The following is a 26,283-nucleotide window of genomic DNA, read 5'->3' on the forward strand; positions in this document are numbered from 1 at the left end:
CCCGCCAAGGGTGTGCCCCACCGACACCACCAGGGCCTCGACACCCAGCTCCCACGGCCGGTCCGTGGCGGCGACCCCCACCACCACGTCATCTACCGTCCCCAAGTTCCTGACCGCGACCACGAACCGCCCCCTCCGGTCGACCTCCCGCCCCGGCCGTTGACCGTACCGAGCCGATTACGCACCGCGATCAGCGCCCCCGGGAATGGGAATTCGCCGGTCAAACGTGAATTCCGACCAATGGAGGACGGGCGTGGCCCGGCATTCCCGGCCACGCGTCCCGTTAACGGGTGTTATGCGCCGTTGATTCGGGGTAGTCGGCGGAAGACTGCCGACGAGGAGGAGCAAGTGGACCCCATCAAACCCGCCAAGGTCGTCAAGGAAGCCCTGGACAAGGCGGTGGAGAAGGTCGCGGACCTGGTCACCCCACCGGTTCCGGGGGTGCCGGGCAGCGAGCCGCCGCGGTTGGACCCGCCGACCGAGCCCCGGGGTCCCCTGCCGCGCAAGCCCGACCAGGCGTCCCCGCAGACCCGGTCCGCGACCGGCGCGGAGACCGGTGCCGGGCACGAGGTGCGCGAGCAGCGGGGCGAGTTCCTGACCACGTCCGCGGGCCTGCGCCTGCACGACACCGACCACTCGCTCAAGGCCGGTGAGCGCGGACCCACGCTGCTGCAGGACCACCACCTGCGCGAGAAGATCACCCACTTCGACCACGAGCGCATCCCCGAACGGGTGGTGCACGCCCGCGGTGCCGGCGTGCACGGCGTGTTCGTCGGCTACGGCAACGCCGAGCAGGTGTGCCGGGCCGCCTTCCTGAAGCAGGGCGAGACCACGCCGGTGTTCGTCCGCTTCTCCACCGTGGTCGGGTCGCGCGGTTCGGCCGACACCGTGCGCGACACCCGCGGCTTCGCCACGAAGTTCTACACCTCCGAGGGCAACTTCGACCTGGTGGGCAACAACATCCCGGTGTTCTTCATCCAGGACGGCATCAAGTTCCCCGACATCATCCACGCGGCCAAGCCGCACCCGGACCGCGAGATCCCCCAGGCGCAGAGCGCGCACGACACGTTCTGGGACTTCGTCTCCCAGCACACCGAGGCCACCCACCACGTCCTGTGGCACATGTCCGACCGGGGCGTGCCGCGCTCGTACCGGACCATGGAGGGCTTCGGCGTCCACACCTTCCGGCTGGTCAACGCCGAGGGCAAGACCTCGCTGGCCAAGTTCCACTGGAAGCCGAAGCTGGGCGTGCACTCCCTGCTGTGGGAGGAGGCGCAGCTGATCGCGGGCGTCGACCCGGACTTCCACCGGCGCGACCTGTTCGACGCCATCGAGTCCGGCGCGTTCCCGCAGTGGGAGCTGGGCATCCAGGTGTTCCCGGACACCCCGGAGCAGACCTTCGAGGGCATCGACCTGCTCGACCCGACCAAGATCGTGCCCGAGGAGCTGGCGCCGGTGCAGCCCATCGGCATGCTCACGCTCAACCGCAACACCACCAACTACTTCGCCGAGACCGAGCAGGTGGCCTTCCACGTCGGGCACCTGGTGCCGGGCATCGACGTCACCGACGACCCGCTGCTGCACGCGCGGCTGTTCTCCTACATCGACACGCAGCTCAGCCGGCTGGGCGGGCCGAACTTCAACCAGATCCCGGTCAACCGGCCGCACGCGCCGGTCAACGACATGCTGCGCGACGGCTTCCACCAGCACGCCGTGCACAGCGGCGTGGCGCCGTACAAGCCGAACTCCCTCGACGGCGGCTGCCCGTTCACCGCGGGCGCCGACATGAGCGCGTACGTGGAGGTCGCCGCGCCGGTCGCGGCGGCGGTGAAGCAGCGCAAGTCGCCGGCGTCGTTCGCCGACCACTTCAGCCAGCCGCGGATGTTCTACCGGAGCCTGAGCCCGCTGGAGCGCGAGCACGTCGTGCGGGCGTTCACCTTCGAGCTGGGCAAGTGCTACGAGCAGGCCATCAAGGAGCGGCAGCTGCGGGTGCTGGCCAACGTCGACGCCGAGCTGTGCGCCCGGGTCGCCGAGGGCCTGGGCCTGCCCGCGCCCGAGCCGACGGTGCCGGTGGAGGAGGTGACCACGAGCCCGGCGCTGTCCCAGGTCGGGCGGGTCTGGCCGCCGGACGGCCGGATGATCGGCATCGTGGTCGACGCCGACGACCCGGACAGCCTCGACGGCCTGCACACCCTGCGGCAGACCATCACCGCCGCGAACATGGTGCCGCTGGTCATCGCCGCCCGCGGCGGTGCGCTGGAGGAGGGCCTGGTGGCGCAGCGGACGTTCCTCACCGCGCGCTCGGTGGAGTTCGACGCGATCCTGCTGGCCGCCGCCCCGCCACCGGCGCCCGACGCGCTGCCCAGCCGCGACGCCAAGGCGGGCGCGCCCGCCGCCACCGTCGACCCGCGCGTGGTGCTGATGGTGCAGGAGGCGTACCGGCACGCCAAGGTGATCGGCGCGTGGGGCAGCGCCCGCACCGCGCTGGTGGAGGCGGGCTGCACGCCCGGTGAGCCGGGCGTGGTGGTCGGCGAGAACCCGGCCGACGTCTTCGCGCGGGTCTCGGAGCTGCTGGCCGCCCACCGCGTGTGGGAGCGGTTCCCCGTGTCCGTCGGCTGAGCCCGGACCCGCACCGCCCCCGCCGGGCTCCCCGGCGGGGGCGGTGCCGCGTCCTGCCCGGCGTGCGGTTGATCGCAAGGCAATCGCAAGGTTCGCCGGGGCGGATCGGGGCGACCACCGGTGGGCGGCGCGAAAGAATTCCCGGTGCACGACCGGGCGCCGGCCGTGCGGACGCGGTCGGCGCCCGCCCCGATCGTCCCCCGCGAGAAAGCAGACAGTGACCGCGATCCCCGCTGCCCCCGGCGCGTCGTCCCTGACCCTGATCTGCGACCACTGCGGTCGCGCCTACCCCGACACCGGGACCGAGTGGCTGGTCCTGTGGCGGGCCGCGACGGCCGCGGGGTGGGACGGGCGTGACCGGGCCGTGGGGCCGCACCGGTGCGACGCGTGCGGCTGACCGGTCGCGGGCCGCGCGACCCGCGACCGGTCGGGCCGCCTCAGCACGCGCAGAGCGAGAAGTTCGCCTGGTAGGTGGTCGCGGTCGCGGGTGCGACCACGTTGTGCGTCTGCGCGCCGCCGTCGGACCAGTTGGCGAACCGGTACCGGAAGAACAGCGGTCCGGGCTGGGGGCTCGGCGCGCTGATCGAGTTGTTCGACCCGACGATCACGGTCCGGGTGAACGGCGTGGCCTGCGCCGTGCCGCCCACGCTGAGCTGCAGCCCGCTCGGGTTGGTCGCGAAGGTCAGCTGCACCGTCCGCGGGTCGAGCCTGCGGGTGGTGGTCACCGACCGCCCGGAGGAGTCCGTCGCGGTCAGGCTCAGCTCCAGGTACGACGGGTACTCGTGGTCGGGCGCCACGAACGAGCCCGACGCGATCCCGGACCAGTTCTGCACCACGTGCTCGTGGCACGTGCCGTTGGCCGCGCAGTGCTGGATGCTCAGCCGCCAGCTCAGCGCGGACGCGGGCAGCGCCCCGTCCTGCGGGTCGGTGGCGTGGCCGGTGAACGGCACGGTCTGGCCCACCGTCCAGTTCAGCGGCGCGGTCGGGGTGTCGATCACCGGCACCGGGTCCTGCGCCACCGGCGCGCCGACCGTGACCGTGACGGTGGCGGTGCCCGAGGCGCCCGCCTGGTCGGTCACCCGCAGCCCGACCGTCACCGTGGCCTGCGTGGTGTAGGTGTGGGTCGGGGTGGCGGAGGTGGAGTCGTCGTACTGGCCGTCGCCGTCGAGGTCCCAGGCGTAGCCGAGCACGTCACCGGGGTCGGGGTCGGTGGAGCCGGTGCCGCTGAACTGCACGGTCAGCGGTGCCGCGCCGGACTGCGGGGTGGCGGTGGCCACCGCGGTCGGCGCCTGGTTGGCGCCGGTGTAGCTGACGCGCCGGAGCTGGCCCGCGCCCAGGGCGATGTAGAACAGGTCGCCGCCGGGGCCGGTGGTGACCTGCACCGGGACGTTCACGCCGGTCACGAACGGCACCAGCTTGGCGGGGTCGGGCAGGCCGTTGGTGGTCTGCATGGCCCAGATGCAGCCGCGGGAGCTGTCGGCGAAGAACAGCGCGCCGTCGTAGGCGGCCGGGTAGTTGCTGGTCGACTCGAACGCGATGCCCGAGATCGACGACCCGCCGGTCGGGCACGGGTCGCTCGCCACGACCTTGGCCGAGTGGTTGTAGGTGTAGTGCGGCGCGGTCTGCCCGGCGCCGGTGTAGAGCGATTCGCACAGGTCGAGGTTGGCGCCGTCGTAGCCGCCCTGGCGGCCGCCGCCCTCGTAACAGGGCCAGCCGAAGTTCTCCGCGGTCGCGTCGTTGACGTCGGCGACGCGGTTGATCTCCTCCCAGGTGTTCCAGCCGACGTCGCCCGCCCACAGCTCCTCGGTGCCCGGGCGGAAGCCGAACCGGAACTGGTTGCGCATGCCGTAGGCGATCACGCGCCGGGCGTTGGCGTCGGTGCTGCTCGCGAACGGGTTGCCGGGCAGGCCCGCGCCGGTGTCGGGGTCGATGCGGATGATCGTGCCGTCGAGGGTCACCGGCTCGCCCGACGGGCGGCGCACCGACTGGGAGCGCAGCGCGCCGCCGCGCGCGGTCGGCGCGGTGAGGTTGGTGCCCGCGGGCGACGGCGGGTCGGCGCACGGGTTGCCCACCTGGCCGTAGTCGGTGAAGTTGAAGCTCGCGCCGTCACCGCCGCCGACGTAGAGGGCGCCGTCGGGGCCGAAGGCGACCGTGCCGATGGAGTGGCTGGGGTACTGCTGGCACCAGTCGGTGATCAGGGGCTGCTCGGCGGTCATGGTGCCGCCGGCACCCATGGTCAGCTTGGAGACCCGGGCGGTGACCACGCAGCCCTGGTCGGTGGCGCCGGGCGGGGTCGGGCACTGGTCGCCCCAGCGCGGGTGGGTGCCGCCGGGCACCGCGTCGTAGGTGTAGAGGGCGTAGACGTAGGGGCGGGTGGGGAACTGCGGGTCCAGGGCCAGGCCGAGCAGGCCGCGGTCCCAGAAGTCCTGCGTCTGGGGCCGCAGGTCGGCGAACGTGGTGGGGGTGGTGTCGGCGAGCGAGTCGTAGACCTTGATCAGGCCGCTCTTCTCGCCGATGAACACCCGGCCGTCGGCGGCGAAGGAGACCGCGGTGGGCGAGCTGAGGCCGCCGATGGCGAGGGTGTCGGTGAACCCGGTCGGCACGGCGGCGCCCGCGGTCGGCGGCAGGGCCACCGCGGTGGCCGCGAGCACGACGGCCGCGGCGGAGGCGGCGGTCCAGCGTCTGGAACGGGGGGAAGGTCGTCTGCGACTACGGCGGAGGAGACGCATGGTGAACTTCGTTCCCTTCGTGACACGGTCGAGTGAGCACGAAAGGGTGACACTTGAGATCTACACCACTGTCAGTTTTCGCCTTTCCGCTTCGGGATTCCGACGCATCTCACCCTCGCGGCCTAGCGGGGAGATCGGGGGAGTAGTGTGAAAGCCCGGCCGGTCCGCCTTTTCAGGGGTTCGTGACGGCGTTCCGGGTGTCGTCCGTCCGGGCCAAGAGGTATCCGGCGGCCGCGGCGAGCGGGAACATCACCACCCCGTAGACCGCCGCCGGCACCGCCAGCTCCTCGCTGCCCAGCACGCTCACCGCCACCGTGATCGCCAGCGTGCTGTTGTGCACGCCCACCTCGAACGCGGACGCGACCGCCTGGCGCCGCCCGACCCGCGCCAGGCGCGGCACCGCGTAGCCCGCCGCCAGGCTGCCCGCGCAGAACAGCGCCGCCACCAGGCCGACGTCGGCCAGGTAGGCCCCGACGTCGTCCCGCTCGGCGGCGATGGTCCCCGCGATCACGGCCACCAGCACCACCGCGGAGACGACCCGCACCGGCCGGTCCGCCCGCTCGGCGAACCCCGGCGCGCGGCGGCGGACCAGCATCCCCAGCGCCACCGGCACCAGCACGATCGCGAACACCTGGGCGACCTTGCCGAACTCCAGCCCCACGCCCCCCGCGCCCGCCGGCTCGAAGTGGGCCAGCGCGAAGTTCACCACCAGCGGCAGCGTGGCCACGGCCAGCACCGAGTTCACCGCGGTCAGCGTGATGTTGAGCGCCACGTCGCCGCGGAACAGGTGGCTGAACAGGTTGGCCGTGGTGCCGCCGGGCGAGGCCGCGAGCAGCATCATCCCGACCGCGGGCACCGGTTCCAGGCTCAGCACCACCACGAGCGCGAAGCAGGCCATCGGCAGCACCAGCAGCTGCGTGGCCAGTGCGACCGCGACCGCGCGCGGTTCGCGGGCGACGCGGGCGAAGTCGGCCGGTGCCAGCGAGAGGCCCAGCCCGAACATCACGGTGGCCAGTGCCACGGGGAGGCCGATTGTCGTCAGTGCGGTGTCCACGGCGATCACCTGCGTCTCTCGCGCGGCCGGCGGGAAGAGCGCATCCTCTCCCGCGGACGCGCGGATCGGGAGGTGCCGCGACCACTTCGATGGCATTCGGTGATCGACCGGGCGGCGCGCGGTTCCGCGGCGGGACCACGCCCGCTCGCGCGGGTGCGGTGAGCGTTCGGCGGGCTGCGCACCGAGATCGCCCGGATCACGCCCGCTCGCGCGGGTGCGGCGAGCAGCTGACCGACCCCGGCCCACCCGGCAGCCCACCACCCCGCTCGCGCGGGGGCGGCGACCCGTGGCGGGCCGCGGTGCGACGGCACCGAATTTCTTCGAGGCGGGCGGTTTCCCGTCGACACCCGGCGGTCCCCCGCATGGTCGCGGCCGGAATGCGGAGTTCCACACCTCCGTAAGGAGGTGCGCCGACGCGCATTCACCGATCGATCCCGGAATTGTTCGCGGACCGCGTGGAATTGGCGGGCCGATGAGGTCTTTGGCCTCTGGCGGGGTGCCGGCCGCACCTGTGACGCTGGCCCCGGCGTTAAGGGTGCCGGGTGACCCCCGATATTTCCAGCCGACCCGGTATTGGGCGCCAAAGGCCACTCGTGAGGGCAGGAATCCGGCCGCGCACGAGACCCGTCGGGTGAAAGGGGAGAGGCCGCATGTCATTGTCCTCGGCTGATCTTGCCGTGCTCGGAGGCACGCCGATCACGATCCGGTCGACGTACTTCGCGAACGTCTACCTGCGCATGGACGGAACCGGGGTGACCGCCGCCACCGGCTCCGGGGGCGGGACGGTCAACTGCCAGTACGGAGCGGGCGACAAGGAGAAGTACCGGGTCCGGCCACAGGCCGACGGGTCGTGTTCCTTCGAGTCGGTCGCCTTCCCGAAGGTCTGGTTGCGCATGGACGGGACGGGGGTGACCACCACCGGTCCCGGGGGCGGGACGGTCAACTGCCAGTACGCCGCCGACGCGCCCGGCCCGTGCGAGAAGTACTGGGCCCGCGCCCAGGGCAACGGTTCGTTCTCCTTCGAGTCGGCCGCCTTCCCGAACGTGTTCCTGCGCCTGGTCGGCAGCGGGGTGACCGCCACCACCGCCGCCGGGGGCGGAATCGTCAACTGCCAGTTCAACGCCAACGGCGGCGGGCACGAGACGTTCTTCCTCGACATGGCCGACCAGGGCATCGACTTCGCCATGCAGCACCAGGAGCAGACCTGGTGGTGCTGGAACGCGGCCACGGTCAGCGTCGCCAAGTTCTACAACCCGGCCGCGGCCTGGACGCAGGGGTCGCTGGCCAACGCGGAGTTCGCCCGCAACGACTGCACCGTCGCCGCGGGTCAGGTGTCACCGTGCAACTGGGGCCGGTGGCCGGACGCGCCGCTGCAGCGGGTGGGGCACTTCGGCGAACGCCTGAACAACGCCCTGACCAGCGTGCAACTGGGCGCCGAACTGGCGAAGTCCGCGCCGGTCGTGGTGAACATCGCCTGGCGGGACCGCAACGGCAACATCACGGGCGGCCACATCGTGGCGCTGCGCGGGCGTTCCCTGCGCGACGGGGTCGAGTGGGTCAGCGTGAGCGATCCGTGGTCCGGTGACTCCGACATGACCTACGAAAGCTTCCGGAACAGCTATCCCGACAACGGACTCTGGAACGTCAGCTACCGGACCAGGTCACAGGGGTGAGGGAGTTCGCATGCCACTGCACCTGCCCGACCCACCGGCCGGCGTGCCCGACCGGGTCAGGGCGAAACTGCAAGCGTTCGCCGACGGGGCCAAGTTCTCCACCAAGGCACTGCGCGGCGCGCGGAAGGACCGGCTCGACGTGTCCACCCCCCACCAGGTCTTCACGATGGGGATCGACGACATCACCTCCGGCGCCGGCCTCGACGGGGCGCGGCCGGCGGGCTGGCGCTACCTCGTCGAGGAAGGCGGGCAGCTGATCGCCAGCGCCGAGACCACGCAGGCCCCCGACGGGACGCACGAGGTGTCCCGCTTCACCGAGGGGCCGTTCGTCGCGGAAACCGACCGGGCCGTGAAGGCCGTCCGGAGGCTGCCCCAGCTCGAAGCGGCCGGTTTCGAACTCCGCCTGCTGCGCATCCCCGCTCTCTACGTGATGGCGCTGTGGCTGCACGCACCGACCACCGACCTGCTCGTGCCGCTGGCGCCGTCACCGATCGGCAAGGAGGGCAGACCCCTCCCGGCGGCGGAGTTCCTCGCCGACCTGCCCGAACTGATCAGGCAGGCGACCCCGCCCGCCTGACGCGGAGGTGCGGGCGCGCGGTGGCGGACGCGGTCCGCCACCGCACCCCCGCCGTTTGCTAGGTTGCCGGGCGCCGCCCGGCGACGCCCGGCGCCGAACCACGTCCGGGAGACCGATGCGCTGCTCGTTCTGCGGCAAGGCCGCCGCCGAGGTGCGGAAGCTGATCAGCGGCCCCGGCACCTACATCTGCGACGGCTGCGTGGCCGCGTGCGTCGCGATCCTGGAGGACGACGACGGCACCTCCTCCGCGAGCGTGCCCGAGTGGGCCGACCTGACCGACGACGAACTGCTGGCCCACCTGCCGCGCATCGCCGCCACCGCCGCCCAGGTCGAGGGCGGCCTGCGGGCCCGCGTGCTCGACCTGCGGCAGCGGGGCGTCACCTGGGCCCGGATCGGCGAGGCGCTGGGCATGAGCAGGCAGTCGGCGTGGGAGCGGTTCAAGTGACCCGCGACCCGGTGCCCCCACCACCCGGCCCGGCGGTGCCCTGAGACCGGTCGGACCTGGTACCAACGCCGGGTGAACGCGGTTCTCCGGGAGCGGCCGCCGTGGCTGGCGCGGGTCGACGTCGACGGGGCACCGGTCGGCGCCGGCGTGCTGCTGGCCCCCGACCTGGTGCTGACCTGCGACCACGTCGTGCCGGTCGACCGGGTGCGGGTGGTGCTGGTGCACGCCGGCCACGAGTCCGCCGCCGCGGTGGAGTTCCGCGCGCCGGTCACCGGGGACGGCCGGGGCGACCTGGCCGTGCTGCGCCTGGACGCGCCGGCCGACGCGACCGCGGCCCCGCTGCGCGCCCCGCGCGCCCTGGCCGACCACGGCTACCTCGTGCAGGGGTTCGCGGGCGGCCACCACGCGGAGGCCCGGGGCAGGCTGGGCGGCCGGGTCGGGCCCGGCTGGGTGCAGATGGACGACGCGCGCGGGTTCGGCCACGTGCTGGACCGCGGCTTCTCCGGCGCGCCGGTGTGGGACGACGAGGTCGGCGCGGTGGTGGGCCTCGTGGTGGCGGCGCACCGGCCCGCCCGCGGCGGCTACCTGCTGCCGGTCGACGAGGTCGTCCGGTGGTGGCCCGCGGCGGCCGCGTTCACCGGCTGGCGGCTCGACCTCGACGACGCGTTCGCCACCCACTGGCTGCCCCGCGCCCGCGGGGTCGAGCCGCACGAGCCGACCGGCACCTCCCGCTTCGTCGGACGTCGCCGGGTGCTGGAGGAGCTGGCCGGGCACCTGGCCGCCGAACCCGACGGCCGGGTGCGCGTCGTGACCGGCGCTCCGGGCAGCGGCAAGAGCGCCGTGCTCGCCCGCACCGCCGTCCTGGCCTGCCGCGCCACCCGGCACCTCGTCCCGCCCGGGGAGCTGACCGCCGCACCGCCGCCGGTCGGCGGCCTCACCGTCGCGGTGCACGCGCGCGGCCGCACTGCGGCCGACGTGGTGCGCGCGATCGCCGCGGCGACCGACGTCGACGCGGGCGACCCGGCCCACCTGCTCCAGGCCCTGACCGGCCCGGTGGCGGTGCTGCTCGACGCGCTGGACGAGGCGGCGGCCGGTGCCGCCGAGGAGATCGCGACCCTGCTGGCCAGGCTCGCGGCCCTGCCCGGCAACCGGGCGGTCGTCGGCACCCGCCTCGGCGCCCGCGGCGCGGCCCCGGGCCCGCTGCTGCGCCGGCTCGGCGACCCGGTCGTGCTCGACCTCGACGCGCCCCGCTACCTCGACCACCACGACCTGGTGCGCTACGCCCGGGACCGGGTCGGCGACCCGGCGCTGGCCGAGGAGATCGCCCGGCACGCGGGCGGCAACTTCCTGATCGCCCAGCTGGCGTGCCTGTCCGGCACCGACCGCCTGCCCTCGACCGTGGGCGCGGCCCTCGACGACTACCTGCGGGCCCGGTTCGAGCACCCGCGGCGCGTGCGCGACCTGCTGCTGCCGCTGGCCTTCGTCGCGGGCACGGGCCTGCCGGAGGGCCCGCTGTGGCTCGCCCTGGCCAACGCCCTGACCGCGGGCGCCTACACGGCGGGCGACCTGCGCGAGGTGCTGGGTTCCGCGGCGAGCTACCTGGTCGAGCAGGCGGACCGCCGGTACCGGTTGTTCCACCAGGCGCTGGACGACACGCTGCGCGCCGAGCACACCGGACCCGAGCCCGAGCGCGTGGTCCACCGGGTGCTGCGGGCCGTCGGACCGGGCGACGAGTACGTCCGCCGGCACCTGCCCGGGCACGCCGTGGAGGCGGGCGAGCTGGACGAGGTGTTGGCGGACCTGGACCTGGTGCTGGCCCTCGACCCCGCGGGCCTGGTGCCCCACCTGGCGCACGCGGCCTCCGAGCCGGCCCGGGTGGTCGCCCACGTCTACCGGCGCGCCGCGCACGGGATGACCGCGCCCGACCGGCGGGCGGCCTACTTCTGCCTGGTCGCCCGGCAGTCCGGGTTCGGCGAGCCGGCCGACCGGTGCACCGACCCGTCCTGGCGGGCCGACGTGCTCGCGTGGGACGTCGAGCAGGGCCAGCAGGTGGTCGGGCGCATGCCGGGCGGCACGCGGCTCGTGCTGTGGGTCGACCACCACGGCCGGGCGGCGGCGTTCGCGGCGCACGACGGCAGGCTGGCGCTGTACCGGGCGCAGCCCGACGCGCTGGCCGCGGTGGACGGGCTGCGCTCGCCCGAGACCGGCCTGGGCTTCGAGGCGGCGGCCGCGCACGTGCACCCCGACGGCCGGGAGGTGGGCCTGACCGTCGACCACCGCGGCACCGTGCGCGCCTGGTCGTTCACCGACGGCCTGCGCGCCCGCGGCACCGTGCACCTGGGCGGGACGGGCGTGACGTGGGACGTCGTGCTCGCCGACACGCCGGACGGCCTGCTCGCCCTGGTGGTCAACGACCACGCGCTCTGGCTGCTCGACGTCGGCGGCGAGGCACCCGTGGTGCTGGACCACCTCGACGGCCGGGGGCTCGCGAGCGGTGCCGTGACCGCCCACGAGGGGTCGGTGTGGGCGGTGTCCATCGGGGACGACGGGGTCCGGCTGTTCCGCGTCGTCGAACGGTGCCTGACCCGGGTCGGCGCGCCGCTGCGCGTCCACCGGTACAGCCCGCTGCTGGCGCGGTTCCTGGTGGCCGGGGACGGTCGCCTGCTGGTGGTCAGCGCCTCGACCGAGCAGCGGGTCGTCTCGGCGGTGACCCCCTCCGGGCCGGTGGTGCTGGAGGCCACCCGCGCCGCGACGTCCGCGGCGGCCACCCTCGACGGCGCGGGCGTCGTGGTCTTCGGCGACCCGTCGGGCGGGCTCGCCGCGTACGAGGTGACCGGCGAGGTGGTGCCGCTCATGGCGGTCGCGGCGCACCACGGCGGCGTGGCGGCGGTGGCGGTGGGCAGCGTGTCGACGGCCTTCACCTTCGGCTCGGACGCGCTGGTCAAGCGGTGGGACCTGCGGTACGCGCCACCGCTGCCGGACCGACCGCCCCCGCCGTTCGGCCGGATGCGCGGCCGCGTCGCCCTGGTGCCCGCCCCCGGCCGGGGCGCGCTGACCACGCGGGTCGCGGGCACCGGCTTCGAGGTGTGGTGGGCGGCCGACGGCCTGGTGCGGCTGGACACCCCGCCCGGCCCGCGCGGCGACGACATGGCGCACGACGCGGTGGCCGCCCGGGGCCCCGGCGGCACCGTGCTGGTGGCCGTCCTGCACGGCTCCGGGCGGATCGCCACGTGGACCCTCGCCGACGGCCGCTGGACCTCCGCCGGCACGACCGCGTTGCCGGGGGAGCTGCCGTACTTCGGCACGGTGGCGGCCGTGGGTGCGGCGGGGGAGCCCGTGGTCGCGGTCGGGCAGGTGGACGGCACCGTGCGGTACCGGGAGCGGTCCGAGGGGCGTTGGCGGCCCCTGCCGGAGCACCGCTTCGGCCACCGGATCACCCGGCTGGAGTTCTGCCGCGTGGCCGGTCGCCTCCTGCTGCTGGTCGTCGCCGGCGGGCAGGCGCACCTGGTGTCGCCCTGGCGGGCGGAACCGCTGGGGGTGTTGCCGACCGGGGCGCGGGAGCAGTGGGTGGTCCTCGGTCACGGGGGCGCCGACGTCGTGGCCGCGGTCTTCGACCACCACGGCGGCGGGCCGGTGGTCCGGCTGCACTCGTTGACGGACAAGGGGTTCGAGCCGTTGACGTCGTCCTGGGCGGTGCCGGGCGGGTTCGCGGCGGCGGTGACCCGCGGGTCCGGTCCGGAGGTGTGGCTGGCGCTGGCGGCGGACGACGACGCCCTGCACGTGTGGTCGTGCGCACCGGGGGCGACGCCGCGCGAGATCGCCGTCACGTGGCCCGGTGCGCGCGTCAGGGACCTGGTCTGGACCGACGACCACCGGCTGGTGGTCTGGTGCGAGGCGGGCGTGCTGAGCTTCGACTTCCGCCGGGCGTGAGGGGCACCGGGCGATCAGCCGGGCCGGTCGACGTGGGTGACCTGCGAGTACCACGGCCGGTGCCGGACGCCCGGGACGCGGGTGCAGGTCACCCCGCGCTGGTCGCCGAGCTGCCTGCCGGCCAGGCCGTCGTCGAGCCCGTGGGCCGGGTCGCGGTCGACGGCACCGTCGAACGAGCCGGTGAACCGAGGCGCGGCGGACCTCGGTTCACCGGGTGGCGGCCGGCGGGACGCGGCCCTCTCCGGGAACGGGCGATCCCGGCGCTACGGACCGGCCGTCCTCCTGGCGGCGCAGGCCGGGTCCACCAGCACGTCGTCGTCCCGCTCGACCCGGAGGAATTCGTACCGCTCCAACTCGATCCCGCTCCTGCGCGCGGTGGCCGCCGCCAGCTCCCCGCGGATCCGGCGCGCCTCGGCCAGGCAGGCCGAACCGTCCTCGCCCCGCCCGGTCGCGCACCGCAGGTCGCCGAGCTTGCCCAGGGCGATCGCCTCGGCCAGCCGGTCGCCCTCCTCGCGGTGCGCCTCCAGCGCGCGCTGGTAGAACCGCTCGGCCCGCTCCGCCCGCCGCAGGGCGCGGTAGGCGTCGCCGAGCCGGTGCAGCGTGACGGCCTCGCTGTACCGGTCGGGGTCGTCCCCCGCCAGGGCCAGCGACTCCTCGAACTCCCCGATCGCCCTGGCGGGGTCCTCCAGGTCGAGGTGGGCCTGGCCCAGGTTGCTGCGGGTGCGGGCCTCGCCCGGCCGGTCACCGAGGTCCCGGCGGATCGCCAGCGACGCCGTGTAGTGCCGGACGGCTTCGGCGGCACGTCCCAGCGCGCGTTCGGCGTTGCCGATGTTCGACAACGCGTCGCTCTCGCCGGAGGCGTCGCCGACTTCGCGGGCGAGCAGCAGCGCGCGTTCGTGGCACTCCAACGCGTCCGCGTAGCGCCCGACGCCGTGGTACGCGTTCCCCAACGAGGTCAGCGCGCCGCCCTCCCCGGCCCGGTCGCCCAGGCCGCGGGTGGCGTGCACGGCGGCGCGCGCGACGTGGACCCACGCGCTCCAGTCCTTCCGGGAGTCGAGGTGGTGCTCCAGCGCCGCGGCGAGGTCGCGCAGCTCGGCGGGCAGCCCGGACCCGTCCGCCAGGTCGATGCCGGCCAGCAGGTTGGGGTGCTCGACGTCGAACCACGCCAGCGCCTCGGCGCGGGTGGGGAAGCGGGGGCCGCGCCGGTCCGCCGGGACGCGCGGGTCCAGCCGCTGCGCGGCGCACCGGGCGAGGTCCGCGTAGTGGCGCAGCAGCCGGGCCGCGGCGGCCGCGCGGTCGGGGTCGTCCTCGGCGAGTTCGGCGGCGTAGAGGCGCAGCAGGTCGTGCATCCGCCACCGGCCGCGCGCGGACCCGGGCACGACCAGGTACGCGTGCACCAGCCGCCGCAGCAGGCGGCGCGCCGCGGCCGGGTCCACCCCGACGAGCGCGGCCACCGCCTCCGTGCCGATCTCCGGGCCGTCGCCGAGCGCGAGCAGCCGGAACAGCCGCGCCTCCTCGTCGGCCAGCCGCTGGTAGGACAGGTTGAAGGCGGCGCGCACCGACAGGTCCGCCTCGACCTCCAGCCCGGCCAGCCGGTGGCGCTCGTCGGCCAGGTCCGCCACCAGCTCCGCCAGCGGCTGGGTGGGGTCGGCGGCCAGCAGCGCGGTGGCGGTGCGCACCGCCAGCGGCAGGCCGCAGCACAGCTCCACCAGGCGCCGCGCCGCGGCCGGGTCGGACCGCACCCGGTCGTCGTCCGACCGCGCGGTGGTCAGCTCCACGGCGAGCAGGGCCGTCGCCGAGGACTCCGGCAGCACGTCGAGGTCCAGCAGCCGGGCGCCCTGGAGCCCGGCCGGCGTGGTCCGGCTGGTCACCAGCACCCGGTGCCCGCCGCCCGGCAGCAGCGGCCGCACCTGCTCGGCCGAGGAGGCGTTGTCGACGACGACCAGCACCCGCCGCCCGGGCCGGTCGTGCTCGGCGAGCACCGAGCGCCACAACCGCTCGCGCCCGTCGGCCGCCACGGGCACCTGCTCCGCCCGCACCCCGACCGCCACCAGCAGGGACCGCAGCGCGGCCGAGGCGGTGAGGTGCCGCCCGGTCCGGTCGTAGCCGCGCATGTCGATCATGAGGACACCGCCGGGGAACCACCCCTCGGCCACCGCCCGCCGCGCCGCGTGCACCACCAGCGCCGTCTTGCCGATGCCGCCCATCCCGCCGACCGCGGACACCACCGCGGCGCCGTCGCCGGTCCCGGGCCGCAGGACCTCCAGCAGCTCCAGGACCTCGGCCTCGCGCCCCACGAACACCGGCTGCGGCGGCAACCCGGCCAGCGCGGCGCGCACGGGGACCGCCGGTGCCAGGGTGACGGTGCCGGCCTGCACGACGTTGCCCACCACCGTGCCGCTGACGCCGTTGACCACGCTGTTCTCCGGTGGCACCGGGCCAGTGTGCGCCCGCCCGCGCGGGCGGCGGCACGTGCCGCCGCCCCTTCACCCGAACGGGGCATCCCTGCCCGCGCGCCGCGCCACGTGCCACCCTGGACGGCGACACCCGCGTGCGAGGAGAGGCATGGCGTCCAAGTCGAAGAAGTGGTCCGTGGCCCCTTACGTGGCGTTGTTCATCGCCGCCCTGATCCTGATCCCCGACCTGCGGGAACCGGTGTTCACCGTAGTGGACTCCCTGGTGGAGAAGGTCAAGGACGCCTTCTTCGGCTGAGCGGTGCCGCACGCGGCCCGCCGTCGGCTCGAAGGCCCGCGGAGTGGTGCACCGCGAAAGGGCGCGCAGTGGCACTGGGGTGCGCCGCCCTCCCGCACGACGATCGGTGCGGGAGCGGGACACGTCCGCACCGCTGATCGCCGAAGGAGAAGACATGCGGCACCTCACCCGCCGTTTCGCCGCCACCGCCGCCGCCACCGCGGTGCTGGCCGGGGCCACGGTCCTCGCGGCGCCCGCGGCGTCGGCCGCCGCGCCGGGGGCGGAGTTCCGGTACGGCGCCCTGACCTGCCGGGCCATGGAGGGCCTGCCGGACTACGACGGCCTGCTGGCGTGCGAGGGCACCCAGGCCGGGTACTGGCGGGCCAAGGTCAAGTGCACCCTGAGCTTCAGCACGTATTACGGCAACTGGCAGAACAACCAGTACGGCGGCGAGTACTACTCCATCTCCGACTCGAACTGCTTCTGGGGCGTCTCGGACGTCTCCCTCAGCACCACCTGATCCCACCGGTTCGCGGGGGCACCCGCGCGGCGTCCCCGCGAACCGGTGCCTCAGCCCCGCCGCGCCACCACCAGCGACTGCCCCGGCGACGACCGCAGCGGGTGCCACGACGGCTCGCCGAACCCCGCCGACGCCAGCCACGACGCGATGGCCCCCGCCGGGTACACCTGACCGCCCTGCCCGTGGAACAGGTTGAGCCCGAACACCCGCGCGAAGGCGTCCGCCGCGCGGTCGGGGGAGTGCTCGTCGTGCTCCAGCAGCACCACCGCGCCGCCCGGCCGCAGCGCCGCCGCGACCCGCGCCAGCAGGGCCTCGTTGGCGGCGGGCGGGCGGCCGTGGACCACGTTGAACAGCAGCACCACGTCGTGGTCCGACCCCAGGTCAAGGCTGTCGTAGTCGCCCGCCCGGAAGGTGATCCGGTCGGCCAGGCCCGCCGCGGCCACCGCCGCCTCGCCCACGGCCACCGCCTCCGGCAGGTCGACCACGGTCGCGTGCAGCGCGGGGTGCGCCGCGCACAGCCGGATCGCGTGCTTGGCGTGCCCACCGCCCAGGTCGAGCAGCGACGAGCCGACCGGGACCACCGAGACCACCTCGGGCGCGATCGCGTCCGCGTGGCCCGACAGCATCCCCTGGAACCGGCGCAGCGTCTCCGGCCGCTCGGCCAGCCACGCGTAGAAGTCGACGAAGGGCTTGCCGGTGCGGACCGACTCCTCCAGGCCCTCCCACGACTCGAACAGCACCGTCGACCAGAACCGCTCCACCTCGGCGTACGGGCCGGTGAGCCAGTCGGCGGCGTTGGCGTAGCCGTCGTCCGCCACGACCAGGTGCCCGAACGAGACCAGGGCCTGGCACAGCAGTTCCGTGCCGCGCGGGTCGGTGCCCAGCACCGCGGCCAGCTCCCCGGCCGACCGCGGCCGGTCCAGGGCCTCGAACACGCCGAGCCGCAGGCCGGCGGCGAGCGCCCGGTACCCGGCGGCGGCGAGCATGTCGTGGAACGACGGCGGCCCGTCGTCCGGTGGCAGGTGCAGCGGCATCGTTCAGCCCCTCTCCGGCATGACCCCCGCCGAGGCGAGGTAGTCGACGTGGCGCCCGATCATCTCGGCGTCGGCGGGCGGGAACTCCACGCCGCACTCCCGCGCGGCCGCCCAGGTTGCCGAGCAGTCGAACACCGGGTGCGCCCGGTGCGTGGTGGTCAGGCCGAACGCCAGCGGCCCGAACGCGCTGTCCGGGCTGTCGAGCATCAGCGCCCGCCAGTCCGGGTAGTCCAGCGCCCTGGTCGGGTAGCCGCGGGCGGTCAGCACCTCCCCGAGGTCGGGGTAGGTCAGGCCGTCGGCCCGGTAGTAGTGGAAGTCCCGCCCGTGCCACTCCGGCCGGGTGGAGATGCCCGCGATGGCCGCGGCGAGCCGGTCCACCGGCAGCATGTCGATCACGTCCGGGCTGATCGGCACCGCGCCCGCGTGCGCGCAGGTGGCGATCTGGCGGCTCAGGTACGACTCGGTCTTGGCGGTGCCCGTGCGCACGTCGCCCACGATCGCGGCGATCCGGTGGATGGACACCGGCACGCCCCGGTCCCGCGCGAGCACGCCCATCATGTCCGCCACCCACTTGGTGGTGTGGTAGCCGGTGTCCAGGCCGGTCGGGTCCTCGGGCCGGTCGGCCTCGGTCACCGGCTGCCGGTCGTAGGCCGCGCCGAGGAACACGCCGAGCGTGGACATCAGGTGCAGCGGCTTGGTCGAGTAGCGGGTGGCCAGCCGCAGCACGTCCGCGGTGCTGCCCACGTGCGGCGGCATCATCCACTGGTAGGTGAGCACGAAGTTCATCACCGCGCCGTTGTGGTAGATCGCGTCCACGCTCTCCGCGAGCCGGTCGAACTCGGCCTCGGCCAGGCCGAGCAGCGGCCGGGACATGTCGCCGACCACCGGCACCACCCGGGTGAGCAGGTCGTCCGGCACGTCGAGGTGCGCGCGGCGCAGGTTGGCGCGGATGCGCGCCAGCGCCACGGCGGGCGTCTCGGCCCGCACCAGGCAGTGCACCTCGGCGTCGGTGCGCGCCAGCAGCTCGCCCAGCAGGTGCGCGCCGAGGAACCCGGTGGCGCCGGTCAGCAGCACGCGTTCCGGCGGGCCCTGCCGCAGCGGGTGGTGCGGCGCGATGTCGTCCGGCGGCACGGCGTCCAGCCGCATCTGCGACACGCTGGGCAGCCCGGACCGGTAGCGCTTGGCGAACGTGTGGTCCGCCGCCGCGGCCTGCTCCACCACCTCGGCCAGCTCGGCGAGGTCGGCGGTGGCGAACAGCGCGCGCAGCGGCACGGTCACGCCCAGCAGCGCCCGGACCTTCGCCAGCACGGCGGCGGCGATCAGCGAGTGCCCGCCCAGGCCGAAGAAGCTGTCCCGGCGCCCGACCGCGGGCACCTCCAGCACCTCCGACCAGATCTCGGCCAGCGCCCGCTCCACCGGGGTGCGCGGCGGCTCGTACGGGGTGGTGCGGGCGGTCGGGTCCGGGTCGGGCAGCGCGGCCGGGTCGACCTTGCCGTGCCGGGTCAGCGGCAGTTCGGCCAGCTCCACGCGGGCGCCGGGCAGCATCGCGTCGGGCAGCCGCTCCGCGCAGAACGCCCGCAGCTCGTCCAGCTCCGGCGCGCTCCCCCCGGACCGCGGCACCACGTAGGCCACCAGCACGTCACCGCGCACGGCCACCGCCGCGTCGGCCAGCGCCGGGTGCGCCAGCAGCGCGGCCCGCACCTCGCCCGGCTCGATCCGGTGCCCGCGCAGCTTGACCTGCTCGTCCACCCGCCCCAGGAACTCCAGCGCGCCGTCGGGCAGCAGCCGCACCAGGTCGCCGGTCCGGTACATCCGGCCGCCCACCACGGTCGGGTCGGGCAGGTACGCCGACGCGGTGCGCCCCGGGTCGCCCCGGTAGCCGCGGGCGGGTGCCAGGCCGCCGACGTGCAGCTCACCGGGCACGCCCACCGGCGCGGGCCGCAGGTCGGCGTCGAGCACGTAGGCCCGCACGCCGGGCAGCGGCCGGCCGATCGGCAGCGTCGCCGCCCGCGGGTCCACCTCGGCCGCGTCGACGGTGCGGTGGGCCGTGGCGCACACCGTGGTCTCGGTCGGCCCGTAGTGGTTGACCAGCGCGACCTTCCCGGAGGTGACCGCGGCCCACTCGGCGACCGTCGACACCGGCACCGCCTCGCCGCCGATCATCACCACCGACAGCGGCCCGGGGTCCGCGGCCACCCCGCCGAGGTCGGCCACCCACCGCTTGAACAGCGCGGCGGGCGCGTCCACGGCGGTGATCCCGTGCTCGGCGCACAGCTCCAGCAGGTCGCGGCCGCCGATCGCGGCGGGCTCGGGGTGCACCACGACCGCCGCGCCCGCGCACCACGCCGGGAACACGTCGCCCACCGACGCGTCGAAGCTCAGCGGCGGCACCATCAGCACCCGCTGCCCCGGCCCGAAGCCGTGCAGGTCGATGAACGCGCCGGTGAGGTTGGCCAGCGTGTCGTGCTGCACCTGCACGCCCTTGGGCACGCCGGTCGAGCCGGACGTGTAGACCACGTAGGCCAGGCCGTCGGGGGCGGGGAACACCGCGGGCGGTTCGGCGGCCTCACCGGTGAACGCGTCGTCGGAGGTGTCCAGCAGCGCGCCGCGGTACCCGCCGAACCGGTCGCGGCTGCCGGGCGCGGTGAGCACCACCGGCGCGCCGCAGTCGGCGAGCAGCCCGGCCAGCCGGGCGGGCGGGTGCGCGGGGTCGAGCGGCACGTACGCGCCACCCGCCTTGAGCACGGCCAGCAGCGCCACCAGGGCGTCCGGCCCGGCCTTGAGCGCCAGCCCGACCGGGGTCTCCGGCCCGACGCCCAGCCCGGCCAGCACGTGCGCGACCCGGTTGGCCCGCCGGTCGAGCCGCGCGAACGTCAGCGACGCGCCGTCGGCCAGGTCCAGCACGGCGACCGCGTCGGGGTGCGCGGCGACCTGCTCGGCGACGCGGTGCAGCACCGGCGGGCGGCGCAGCGACGGCGCCGGGTCCAGGCCGTCGCCGGGCCCGCCGTTCAGCGCGGTCGCCGCCACCCGGTCGGCCGGGGTCGTGGTGTCCAGCTCGGACAGCCGCGCGGTGGGCGCGGCGACCAGGGCGGCCAGCACGGTCAGCAGGTGGTCGGCCATCCGCGCGGCGGTGTCGGGGTCGAACAGGTCGGTGCTGTAGTCGAGGTTCGCCGGCCAGTCGCCGTCGGTCTCGCGCACGTGCAGGGTCAGGTCGAACCGGCTGGTGCCCCGGTCCACCGGCAGCGGCGCGGCGGCCAGCCCGCCCCAGCGGTCGGTCCCGCCGCCCCGGTTGAGCACCAGCATCACCTGGAACAGCGGGTGGTGCGCCAGGTCGCGGCGGTGCGCCACCCGCGCGGCCACCTCGTCGAAGCCCACCTCGGCGTGGTCCAGCGCGTCGACCGCGGTCTCCCGGGCGCGGGCCAGCAGCTCGGCCACGGTCGGGTCGCCGGACAGGTCCAGCCGCAGCGCGGTGGTGGTGACGAACATGCCCACCGAGCGCTCCAGCTCCGGGAACGGCCGGTGCGTGGTCGGCGCGCCGACGACCAGGTCGTCCGCGCCCGACCGCCGCGACAGCAGCACCCCGAACGCGGCCAGCAGCCCGGCGAACGACGTGCAGCCGTGCGCGCGGGCCAGCTCGACGAGCCGCCCGGCCAGCGCCGCGGGCACGGTGAACCGGTGGCTGCCGCCCGCGGTGGTGCGGTTCGGGGTGCGCGGCCGGTCCAGCGCCAGCTCCAGCACCTCGGGCGCGTCGGCCAGCCGCTCGTGCCAGTGGTCGAGCTGCCGCTGCCGCTCGCCGTCGTCCAGCCGCCCGGCCTGCCAGTGCGCGTAGTCGGGGAACTGCGCCCCGACCGGGTCCGGGTCCAGCCCCTCGTACAGCCGGCCGACCTCGTCCACCACCACGTCCAGCGACAGGTCGTCGCAGACGATGTGGTGGGCGCTGAACACCAGCGCGGTCCCCGCGCCGACCCGCACCGCCCGCACCCGCAGCAGCGGCGCGACGGCCAGGTCGAACGGCGCGTCCACCTCGGCGACCAGGAACGCGCGCAGCTCCTCCTCGTCGGCGACCGACGAGCACGCCACGTCCTCGGGCACCTCGTCCAGCACCTGCTGCGCGGGCAGCCCGTCGGTGTCCACGACCCGGGTGCGCAGCGCCTCGTGCCGCGCCATCACCACGCGCACGGCCCGGCGCAACCGCTCCTCGTCCAGCTCGCCGGACACCCGCAGGGCGGCGAACATGACGTAGGCGCCCGCGTCCAGGCCCAGGCGGCCGGTCAGCCACAGGCCGCGCTGGTTGCCGGTCAGCGGCACCACCGCGCCCCCGGGCCGCCGGGGCACGCCGGGCCGTTCGGCGGGGGCCAGCCCGCGCTCGGCCAGCAGCTTGGCCAGCAGCAGCTCCCGGTGCCGGGACTCCAGGGGTTCGGACAGCTCGGTCACGGCGTGGTCCTCTCAGCCGCGGCGGCCTCGTCGGCCACCGCGTCGGGCAGGTCGTCGGCGGTGCGCAGCGCGGGCCGCGTCCAGGCCCAGGCGGCCAGGGCCAGCATCAGCACGCCGACGACGAGGAAGATCAGGGCGATGCCGCGGCCGGCGCCGGTGCCGATCACCGCGCCGACGCTGGGCGCCAGGGCGCCGTCGGCGGCCATCAGGGGCTCGGCCACGCCGTCGGTCAGCGGGCCGATCAGCAGGAACGCGACGGGCATCGCGGCGGTGCCCAGCACCCGGACCACGGCCAGCACCCGGCCCAGCACGGCCGGGTCGACCTTGGTCTGGAGCAGCGTCACGCAGCAGGTGTTCATCAGCGGCAGGGTGAACAGGAACGCGGGCGCGGCGATCCCGATCAGCCACGGCGAGGGCGCCAGCGAGTGCAGCACCAGGAACACCCCGCCCAGCGCCAACCCCAGGTAGACGCCCAGCACGCGGCGCTTCGGCCCGCCCCACACGCCCATCACCAGGCCGCCGGCGAACAGCCCGCTGCCGCCCGCGGCCATCAGCACGCCCAGCGTCGCGGGGGAGGCGAAGGACAGGATCAGCGGCTGCACGAGCCCGCCCGCGATGGCGAACAGGAAGTTCCACGCGCCGAACACCGCGCACAGCGCGAACAGGCCGGGCGCGCCGCGCAGCCACGCCAGCCCGGCGCCGACGCCCGCGCGGTCGACGTCGCCGGCGCCCGGCGGCCGCACGGCCTCCTCGGGCAGCCGCGCCACCAGCAGCGCGCCCACCGCGAACACCATCGACACCACGTCGACCAGCAGCACGCCGCGCAGCCCCACCAGGCCCAGCAGCGCGCCGGCCACCAGCGGCGCGGCGATCTGCACGCCCTGGGTGACCTGCATGAACCCGTTGATCCGGCCCAGGTGCTCCTTGGGCACCAGGGCGGGCACCAGCGCGGTGTAGGCGATGAGGTGGAAGGTGTTCAGCGTCGCGCTCAGCGCGGTGGCCGCGTACACCTGCCACACGGCCAGGCCGCCGGTGGAGGCCGCGACCAGCAGCAGGGCGGTCACCGCGCCGCCGCCGAGGTCGGCGGCCAGCATGATCCGCCGCCGGTCGTGGCGGTCGGCGACCACGCCCGCGTAGGGCGCGAGCAGGATGCCCGGCACCACCGCGCAGAACTGGATCAGCACGAACTGGGTCACCGAACCGGTGCCGGTGTAGACCCACACGCCGAGCACGAACGCGGTCAGCGCGGACCCGATCACCGAGACCAGTTGGCCGCCCCAGACCACGGAGAACCGGCGCAGTCCCGGGTTCGGGGCGCGGTGCGGCTCCGGGTTCACCGGGCGGCCTCCCCGAGCATCGCCGCGACCTCGTCGGCCGACAGGCCGGCCAGCTGCTCGCGCAGCTCGGCGACCGCGGCCACCCGGCCCGGCACGTCCTCCAGCGCGGCCAGCGCACCGGCCAGGCCCGCGACGGTCGGCGCGGCGAACAGCCGGCCGATCGGCACCGGCACCGAGAACGCGCCGTGCACCCGGGCCAGCACCTTGGCCGCGAGCAGCGAGTGGCCGCCCAGCGCGAAGAAGTCGTCGTGCACGCCGACCTCCGGCACGCCCAGCACCTCGGTCCAGATCCCGGCCAGCACCCGCTCCACCGCGTCGCGCGGCGCGACCCGCTCGCCCTCGGCGGCCCACACCGGCGCGGGCAGCGCGGCGCGGTCGGTCTTGCCGTTGGGCGTGAGCGGGAACGCGTCGAGCACCACCGCGGTGGCGGGCAGCATGTAGTCGGGCAGCCGCTCGGCCAACCGCGCCCGCAACCGCGGCCACGGGACCTCCGCCGGCCCGTCCGGCACCAGGTAGGCGACCAGCCGGTCGTCGACCGCCTTCACCACCGCCTCGCGCACCTCGCCGGTGGCCAGCAGCGCGGCCTCCACCTCGCCCAGCTCGATGCGGAACCCGCGCACCTTCACCTGGTGGTCGGCGCGCCCCAGGAACTCCAGGGCGCCGTCGGCGCGGTGCCGGACCAGGTCGCCGGTCGCGTAGAGCCGCTGCCCGGGCCGCCGGGCGAACGGGTCGGGCACGAACCGCGACGCGGTCAGCCCCGGCCGGTCGTGGTAGCCGCGGGCCACGCCCGCACCGCCGATGTGCAGCTCGCCGACCACGCCCGGCGGCACCGGTTCCATCCCCGGGCCCAGCACGTACAGGCGCGTGTTGCCGATCGGCGGCCCGAGCACCACCGGCGCGGGGGAGGGCTCGACCAGCCCGGCGGAGGACCACACCGTGGTCTCGGTGGGCCCGTAGGCGTTCCACAGCAGCGCGTCGTCGGCCAGCAGGTCGTCGGCCAGGTCGCGGGGCAGCGCCTCGCCGCCGCAGATCCGCGTCACCACGCCCGCGGGCACGCCGCCGGCCGCGTGCAGCAGCCGCCACGTGGCCGGGGTCGCCTGGAGCGCGGTGACCTCGCGGTCGACCAGCAGCCGCCGCAGCGCCTCGCCGTCGCCGGCCACGTCGGCGGGCACCACCAGCACCTCGGCGGCGGCGGTCAGCGGCAGCAGCAGTTCCAGCACGGAGATGTCGAACGACAGCGTGGTCACCGCGGCCAACCGGTCCCGCGGGGTGAGCAGGAACAGCTCCTGGAACGACACCAGCAGGTTGACCACGGCCCGGTGCGGCACGCCCACGCCCTTCGGCGTGCCGGTGGAGCCGGACGTGTAGATCACGTACGCCAGGTCCTCGCCGGTCGCCGGGCACGGCGCCGGGTCGGGTTCGCGGGCGTCGGCGTCGCCGGGGTGCAGCACCGCGCCGGCGAAGGCGAACCGGTCCCGGTCGGTGAGCAGCACGGCCGCTCCGGAGTCGGCGAGCATCAGCGCCAGCCGGTCGGCGGGCCAGCCGGGGTCCAGCGGCACGTAGGCCGCGCCCGCCCGCCACACCCCGAGCACCGCGGCCACCAGGTCGGGGGTGCGGGGCAGGCACAGCGCCACCGCCGAACCCCGGCCCACGCCGTGGGCGCGCAGCAGGGCCGCGTACCGCCGCGCCCGGACGTCCAGTTCGGCGTAGGACAGCGCACCGTCCACACCGGACACCGCGGTGCCCTCGCCGGTGACCAGCTCCAGCGCGGTGGCCGCGGGCGGCAGCGGCAGGTCGGTGGCGTTGTTGCCCTCCAGGACCTGCCAGCGCCGCACGCCGGTGAGGCCGTCCAGCTCGCTGATCCGCCGGTGCGGCTCGCGCGCGGCGGCGGTGAGCAGGTCGACGAGCCGGTCGGTGAACTCGGCGACGGTGCCCTCGTCGAACAGGTCGGTGCTGTACTCGACGGCCAGGCCCAGCGCGTCGCCGCGCCGCTCGGCGGCCAGGGTGAGGTCGAACTTGGCCACGCCGGGATCGGGCACGATCGCCCGCACCCGGAGGCCGGGGAGCGACAGGCCCGCCGCCGGGGTGTTGGTGAGGATGAGCTGGGCCTGGTAGAGGGGCGCGTGGCCGGTGCTGCGGCGTGGCCGCAGGTGCTCCACCAGCCGCTCGAACGGCAGGTCGGCGTGCGCCAGGCCGGCCACGGTCACCGCGCGGACGTGCGCCAGCAGCTCGGCGAACGTCGGGTCGCCGCCCACCCGGGTGCGCAGCGCCAGGGTGTTGACGAAGAACCCGACCAGGCCCTCCAGGTCCGGGTGGGACCGCCCGGCGACCGGCGTGCCGACCACCACGTCGTCCTGCCCGGCCAGCCTGCCGAGCCGGGCGGCGAACCCGGCCAGCAGCACCATGAACAGGGTGGCCCCGTGCTCCTGCGCCAGCCGCTCCAGCTCGGCCAGCTCCGGTGCCCCCACCCACGCCTCGCGCAGCGCGCCCCGGTGGCTCACCACGGCGGGCCGCGGCCGGTCGGTGGGCAGGGTCAGCAGCTCCGGCGCCCCGGCCAGGTGCCGCGTCCAGTACTCCAGGTGCTCCGCGGCCGCGGCGCCGGTCACCCGGTCGTGCTGCCACACCGCGAAGTCGTGGTAGTGCAGCTTCGGCGCGGGCAGGTCCGGGTCGGTGCCGCGCAGCGCCGCGTCGTAGGCCCGGCCCAGCTCGTCCAGCAGCACCGACAGCGACCATGCGTCGGAGGTGATGTGGTGCATGTTGAGCACCAGCACGTGGTCGTCGTCGGCCAGCCGGCCCAGGCTCGCCGCGAACAGCGGCCCCTGCCGCAGGTCGAAGCCGACGGCGCCGCGCTCGTCGGCGAACCGCTTGGCGGCGGCGTCGCGGTCGGGCGCGCCGGTCAGGTCGTGGGTGGTCAGGGTCGCGGTGCCGGTGGGCGCGACGAGCTGCACCGGCTCCCCGCCCGAGTCGGGGAACGTGGTGCGCAGCGCCGAGTGCCGGTTCACCAGGTAGTCCAGCGCGCGTTGCAGCGCCGCGGTGTCCGGCGCACCGCTCAGCCGCAGCCCGACCGGCACGTTGTAGACGGCGCCGCCGGGGGAGAACTTGTCCAGGAACCACAGCCGCTGCTGCCCGAACGACAGCGGGTAGGCGGTGGGGGTCGCGGCCCGCGCGCGCAGCCGCTGCGCCAGCAGCTCCCGCTTGCGGGCGGACGTGGTCGCGTCGGCGCCGGGTCCGTCGGTCATG

Annotated in this window: 15 protein-coding genes; 8 read left to right on the forward strand and 7 right to left on the reverse strand. The window is 75.5% G+C overall.

Going from position 1 to position 26,283, the window contains the following annotated elements; translation table 11 throughout:
• Window positions 1-348: 348 nt before the first annotated feature.
• Both EKG83_RS22815 and EKG83_RS22820 read left to right on the forward strand, forming a co-directional pair.
• A complete protein-coding gene (locus EKG83_RS22815; RefSeq protein WP_033429471.1) occupies window positions 349-2,619 on the forward strand; it encodes a catalase in 2,271 nt (756 codons plus the stop codon).
• 217 nt (window positions 2,620-2,836) lie between these two features.
• Window positions 2,837-3,016: a hypothetical protein gene (locus EKG83_RS22820; RefSeq protein WP_033429470.1), complete on the forward strand. Its 180-nt coding sequence runs from the start codon at window positions 2,837-2,839 to the stop codon at window positions 3,014-3,016.
• A 40-nt stretch (window positions 3,017-3,056) separates the two neighbouring features.
• On the opposite strand, the gene EKG83_RS22825 is transcribed toward EKG83_RS22820, so the two are convergent.
• A complete protein-coding gene (locus EKG83_RS22825; protein WP_051765090.1) occupies window positions 3,057-5,270 on the reverse strand; it encodes a PQQ-dependent sugar dehydrogenase in 2,214 nt (737 codons plus the stop codon).
• A gap of 250 nt (window positions 5,271-5,520) precedes the next feature.
• Window positions 5,521-7,059, reverse strand: a complete 1,539-nt coding sequence (locus tag EKG83_RS49425) for a bile acid:sodium symporter family protein (RefSeq protein WP_322746681.1) — start codon at window positions 7,057-7,059, stop codon at window positions 5,521-5,523.
• On the opposite strand from EKG83_RS49425, the gene EKG83_RS47035 reads away from it, so the two are divergent.
• The 4 genes from EKG83_RS47035 to EKG83_RS22850 all read left to right on the forward strand — a co-directional run bounded on the left by EKG83_RS47035 (window position 7,053) and on the right by EKG83_RS22850 (window position 13,027).
• A complete protein-coding gene (locus EKG83_RS47035) occupies window positions 7,053-8,075 on the forward strand; it encodes a papain-like cysteine protease family protein (RefSeq protein ID WP_084716183.1) in 1,023 nt (340 codons plus the stop codon). The two genes, EKG83_RS49425 and EKG83_RS47035, sit on opposite strands and share 7 nt — an antisense overlap.
• Window positions 8,076-8,085: 10 nt before the next feature.
• Window positions 8,086-8,652, forward strand: coding sequence for a hypothetical protein (locus EKG83_RS22840; protein ID WP_051765089.1), 567 nt, complete (start codon window positions 8,086-8,088; stop codon window positions 8,650-8,652).
• Window positions 8,653-8,767: 115 nt separating this feature from the next.
• Window positions 8,768-9,097: a helix-turn-helix domain-containing protein gene (locus tag EKG83_RS22845; RefSeq protein ID WP_033429469.1), complete on the forward strand. Its 330-nt coding sequence runs from the start codon at window positions 8,768-8,770 to the stop codon at window positions 9,095-9,097.
• Window positions 9,098-9,169: 72 nt separating this feature from the next.
• The gene (locus EKG83_RS22850) at window positions 9,170-13,027 is read left to right on the forward strand and encodes a P-loop NTPase family protein (RefSeq protein WP_033429468.1); all 3,858 of its coding nucleotides are present in this window, start codon (window positions 9,170-9,172) and stop codon (window positions 13,025-13,027) included.
• A gap of 263 nt (window positions 13,028-13,290) precedes the next feature.
• Here the strand turns inward: EKG83_RS22850 and EKG83_RS22855 are convergent, their stop codons facing one another.
• On the reverse strand, window positions 13,291-15,462 hold the full coding sequence (locus tag EKG83_RS22855; protein WP_051765087.1) for an ATP-binding protein: 2,172 nt from the start codon (window positions 15,460-15,462) through the stop codon (window positions 13,291-13,293).
• 130 nt (window positions 15,463-15,592) lie between these two features.
• Here EKG83_RS22855 and EKG83_RS22860 point away from each other — a divergent pair, with 130 nt between their 5' ends.
• Entirely contained in the window at window positions 15,593-15,739 is a 147-nt protein-coding gene (locus EKG83_RS22860) for a hypothetical protein (RefSeq protein WP_153278308.1), read from the forward strand.
• A 154-nt stretch (window positions 15,740-15,893) separates the two neighbouring features.
• A complete protein-coding gene (locus EKG83_RS22865; RefSeq protein WP_033429467.1) occupies window positions 15,894-16,238 on the forward strand; it encodes a hypothetical protein in 345 nt (114 codons plus the stop codon).
• Between the two features lie 50 nt (window positions 16,239-16,288).
• Here the strand turns inward: EKG83_RS22865 and EKG83_RS22870 are convergent, their stop codons facing one another.
• From EKG83_RS22870 to EKG83_RS22885, 4 genes are read right to left on the reverse strand one after another with little or no spacing between them, the layout of a single operon-like run.
• Entirely contained in the window at window positions 16,289-17,272 is a 984-nt protein-coding gene (locus tag EKG83_RS22870) for a methyltransferase (protein WP_033429466.1), read from the reverse strand.
• A gap of 3 nt (window positions 17,273-17,275) precedes the next feature.
• Entirely contained in the window at window positions 17,276-21,706 is a 4,431-nt protein-coding gene (locus EKG83_RS22875) for a non-ribosomal peptide synthetase (protein WP_051765085.1), read from the reverse strand.
• Window positions 21,703-23,043, reverse strand: coding sequence for an MFS transporter (locus tag EKG83_RS22880; RefSeq protein ID WP_228122788.1), 1,341 nt, complete (start codon window positions 23,041-23,043; stop codon window positions 21,703-21,705). Before EKG83_RS22880 ends, EKG83_RS22875 begins: the two co-directional genes overlap by 4 nt.
• Window positions 23,040-26,282, reverse strand: coding sequence for a non-ribosomal peptide synthetase (locus tag EKG83_RS22885; RefSeq protein WP_033429465.1), 3,243 nt, complete (start codon window positions 26,280-26,282; stop codon window positions 23,040-23,042). The genes EKG83_RS22880 and EKG83_RS22885 overlap by 4 nt, the downstream gene beginning before the upstream one ends.
• Window position 26,283 lies beyond the last annotated feature (1 nt).

Source organism: Saccharothrix syringae (genome assembly GCF_009498035.1).
GTDB lineage: Bacteria > Actinomycetota > Actinomycetes > Mycobacteriales > Pseudonocardiaceae > Actinosynnema > Actinosynnema syringae.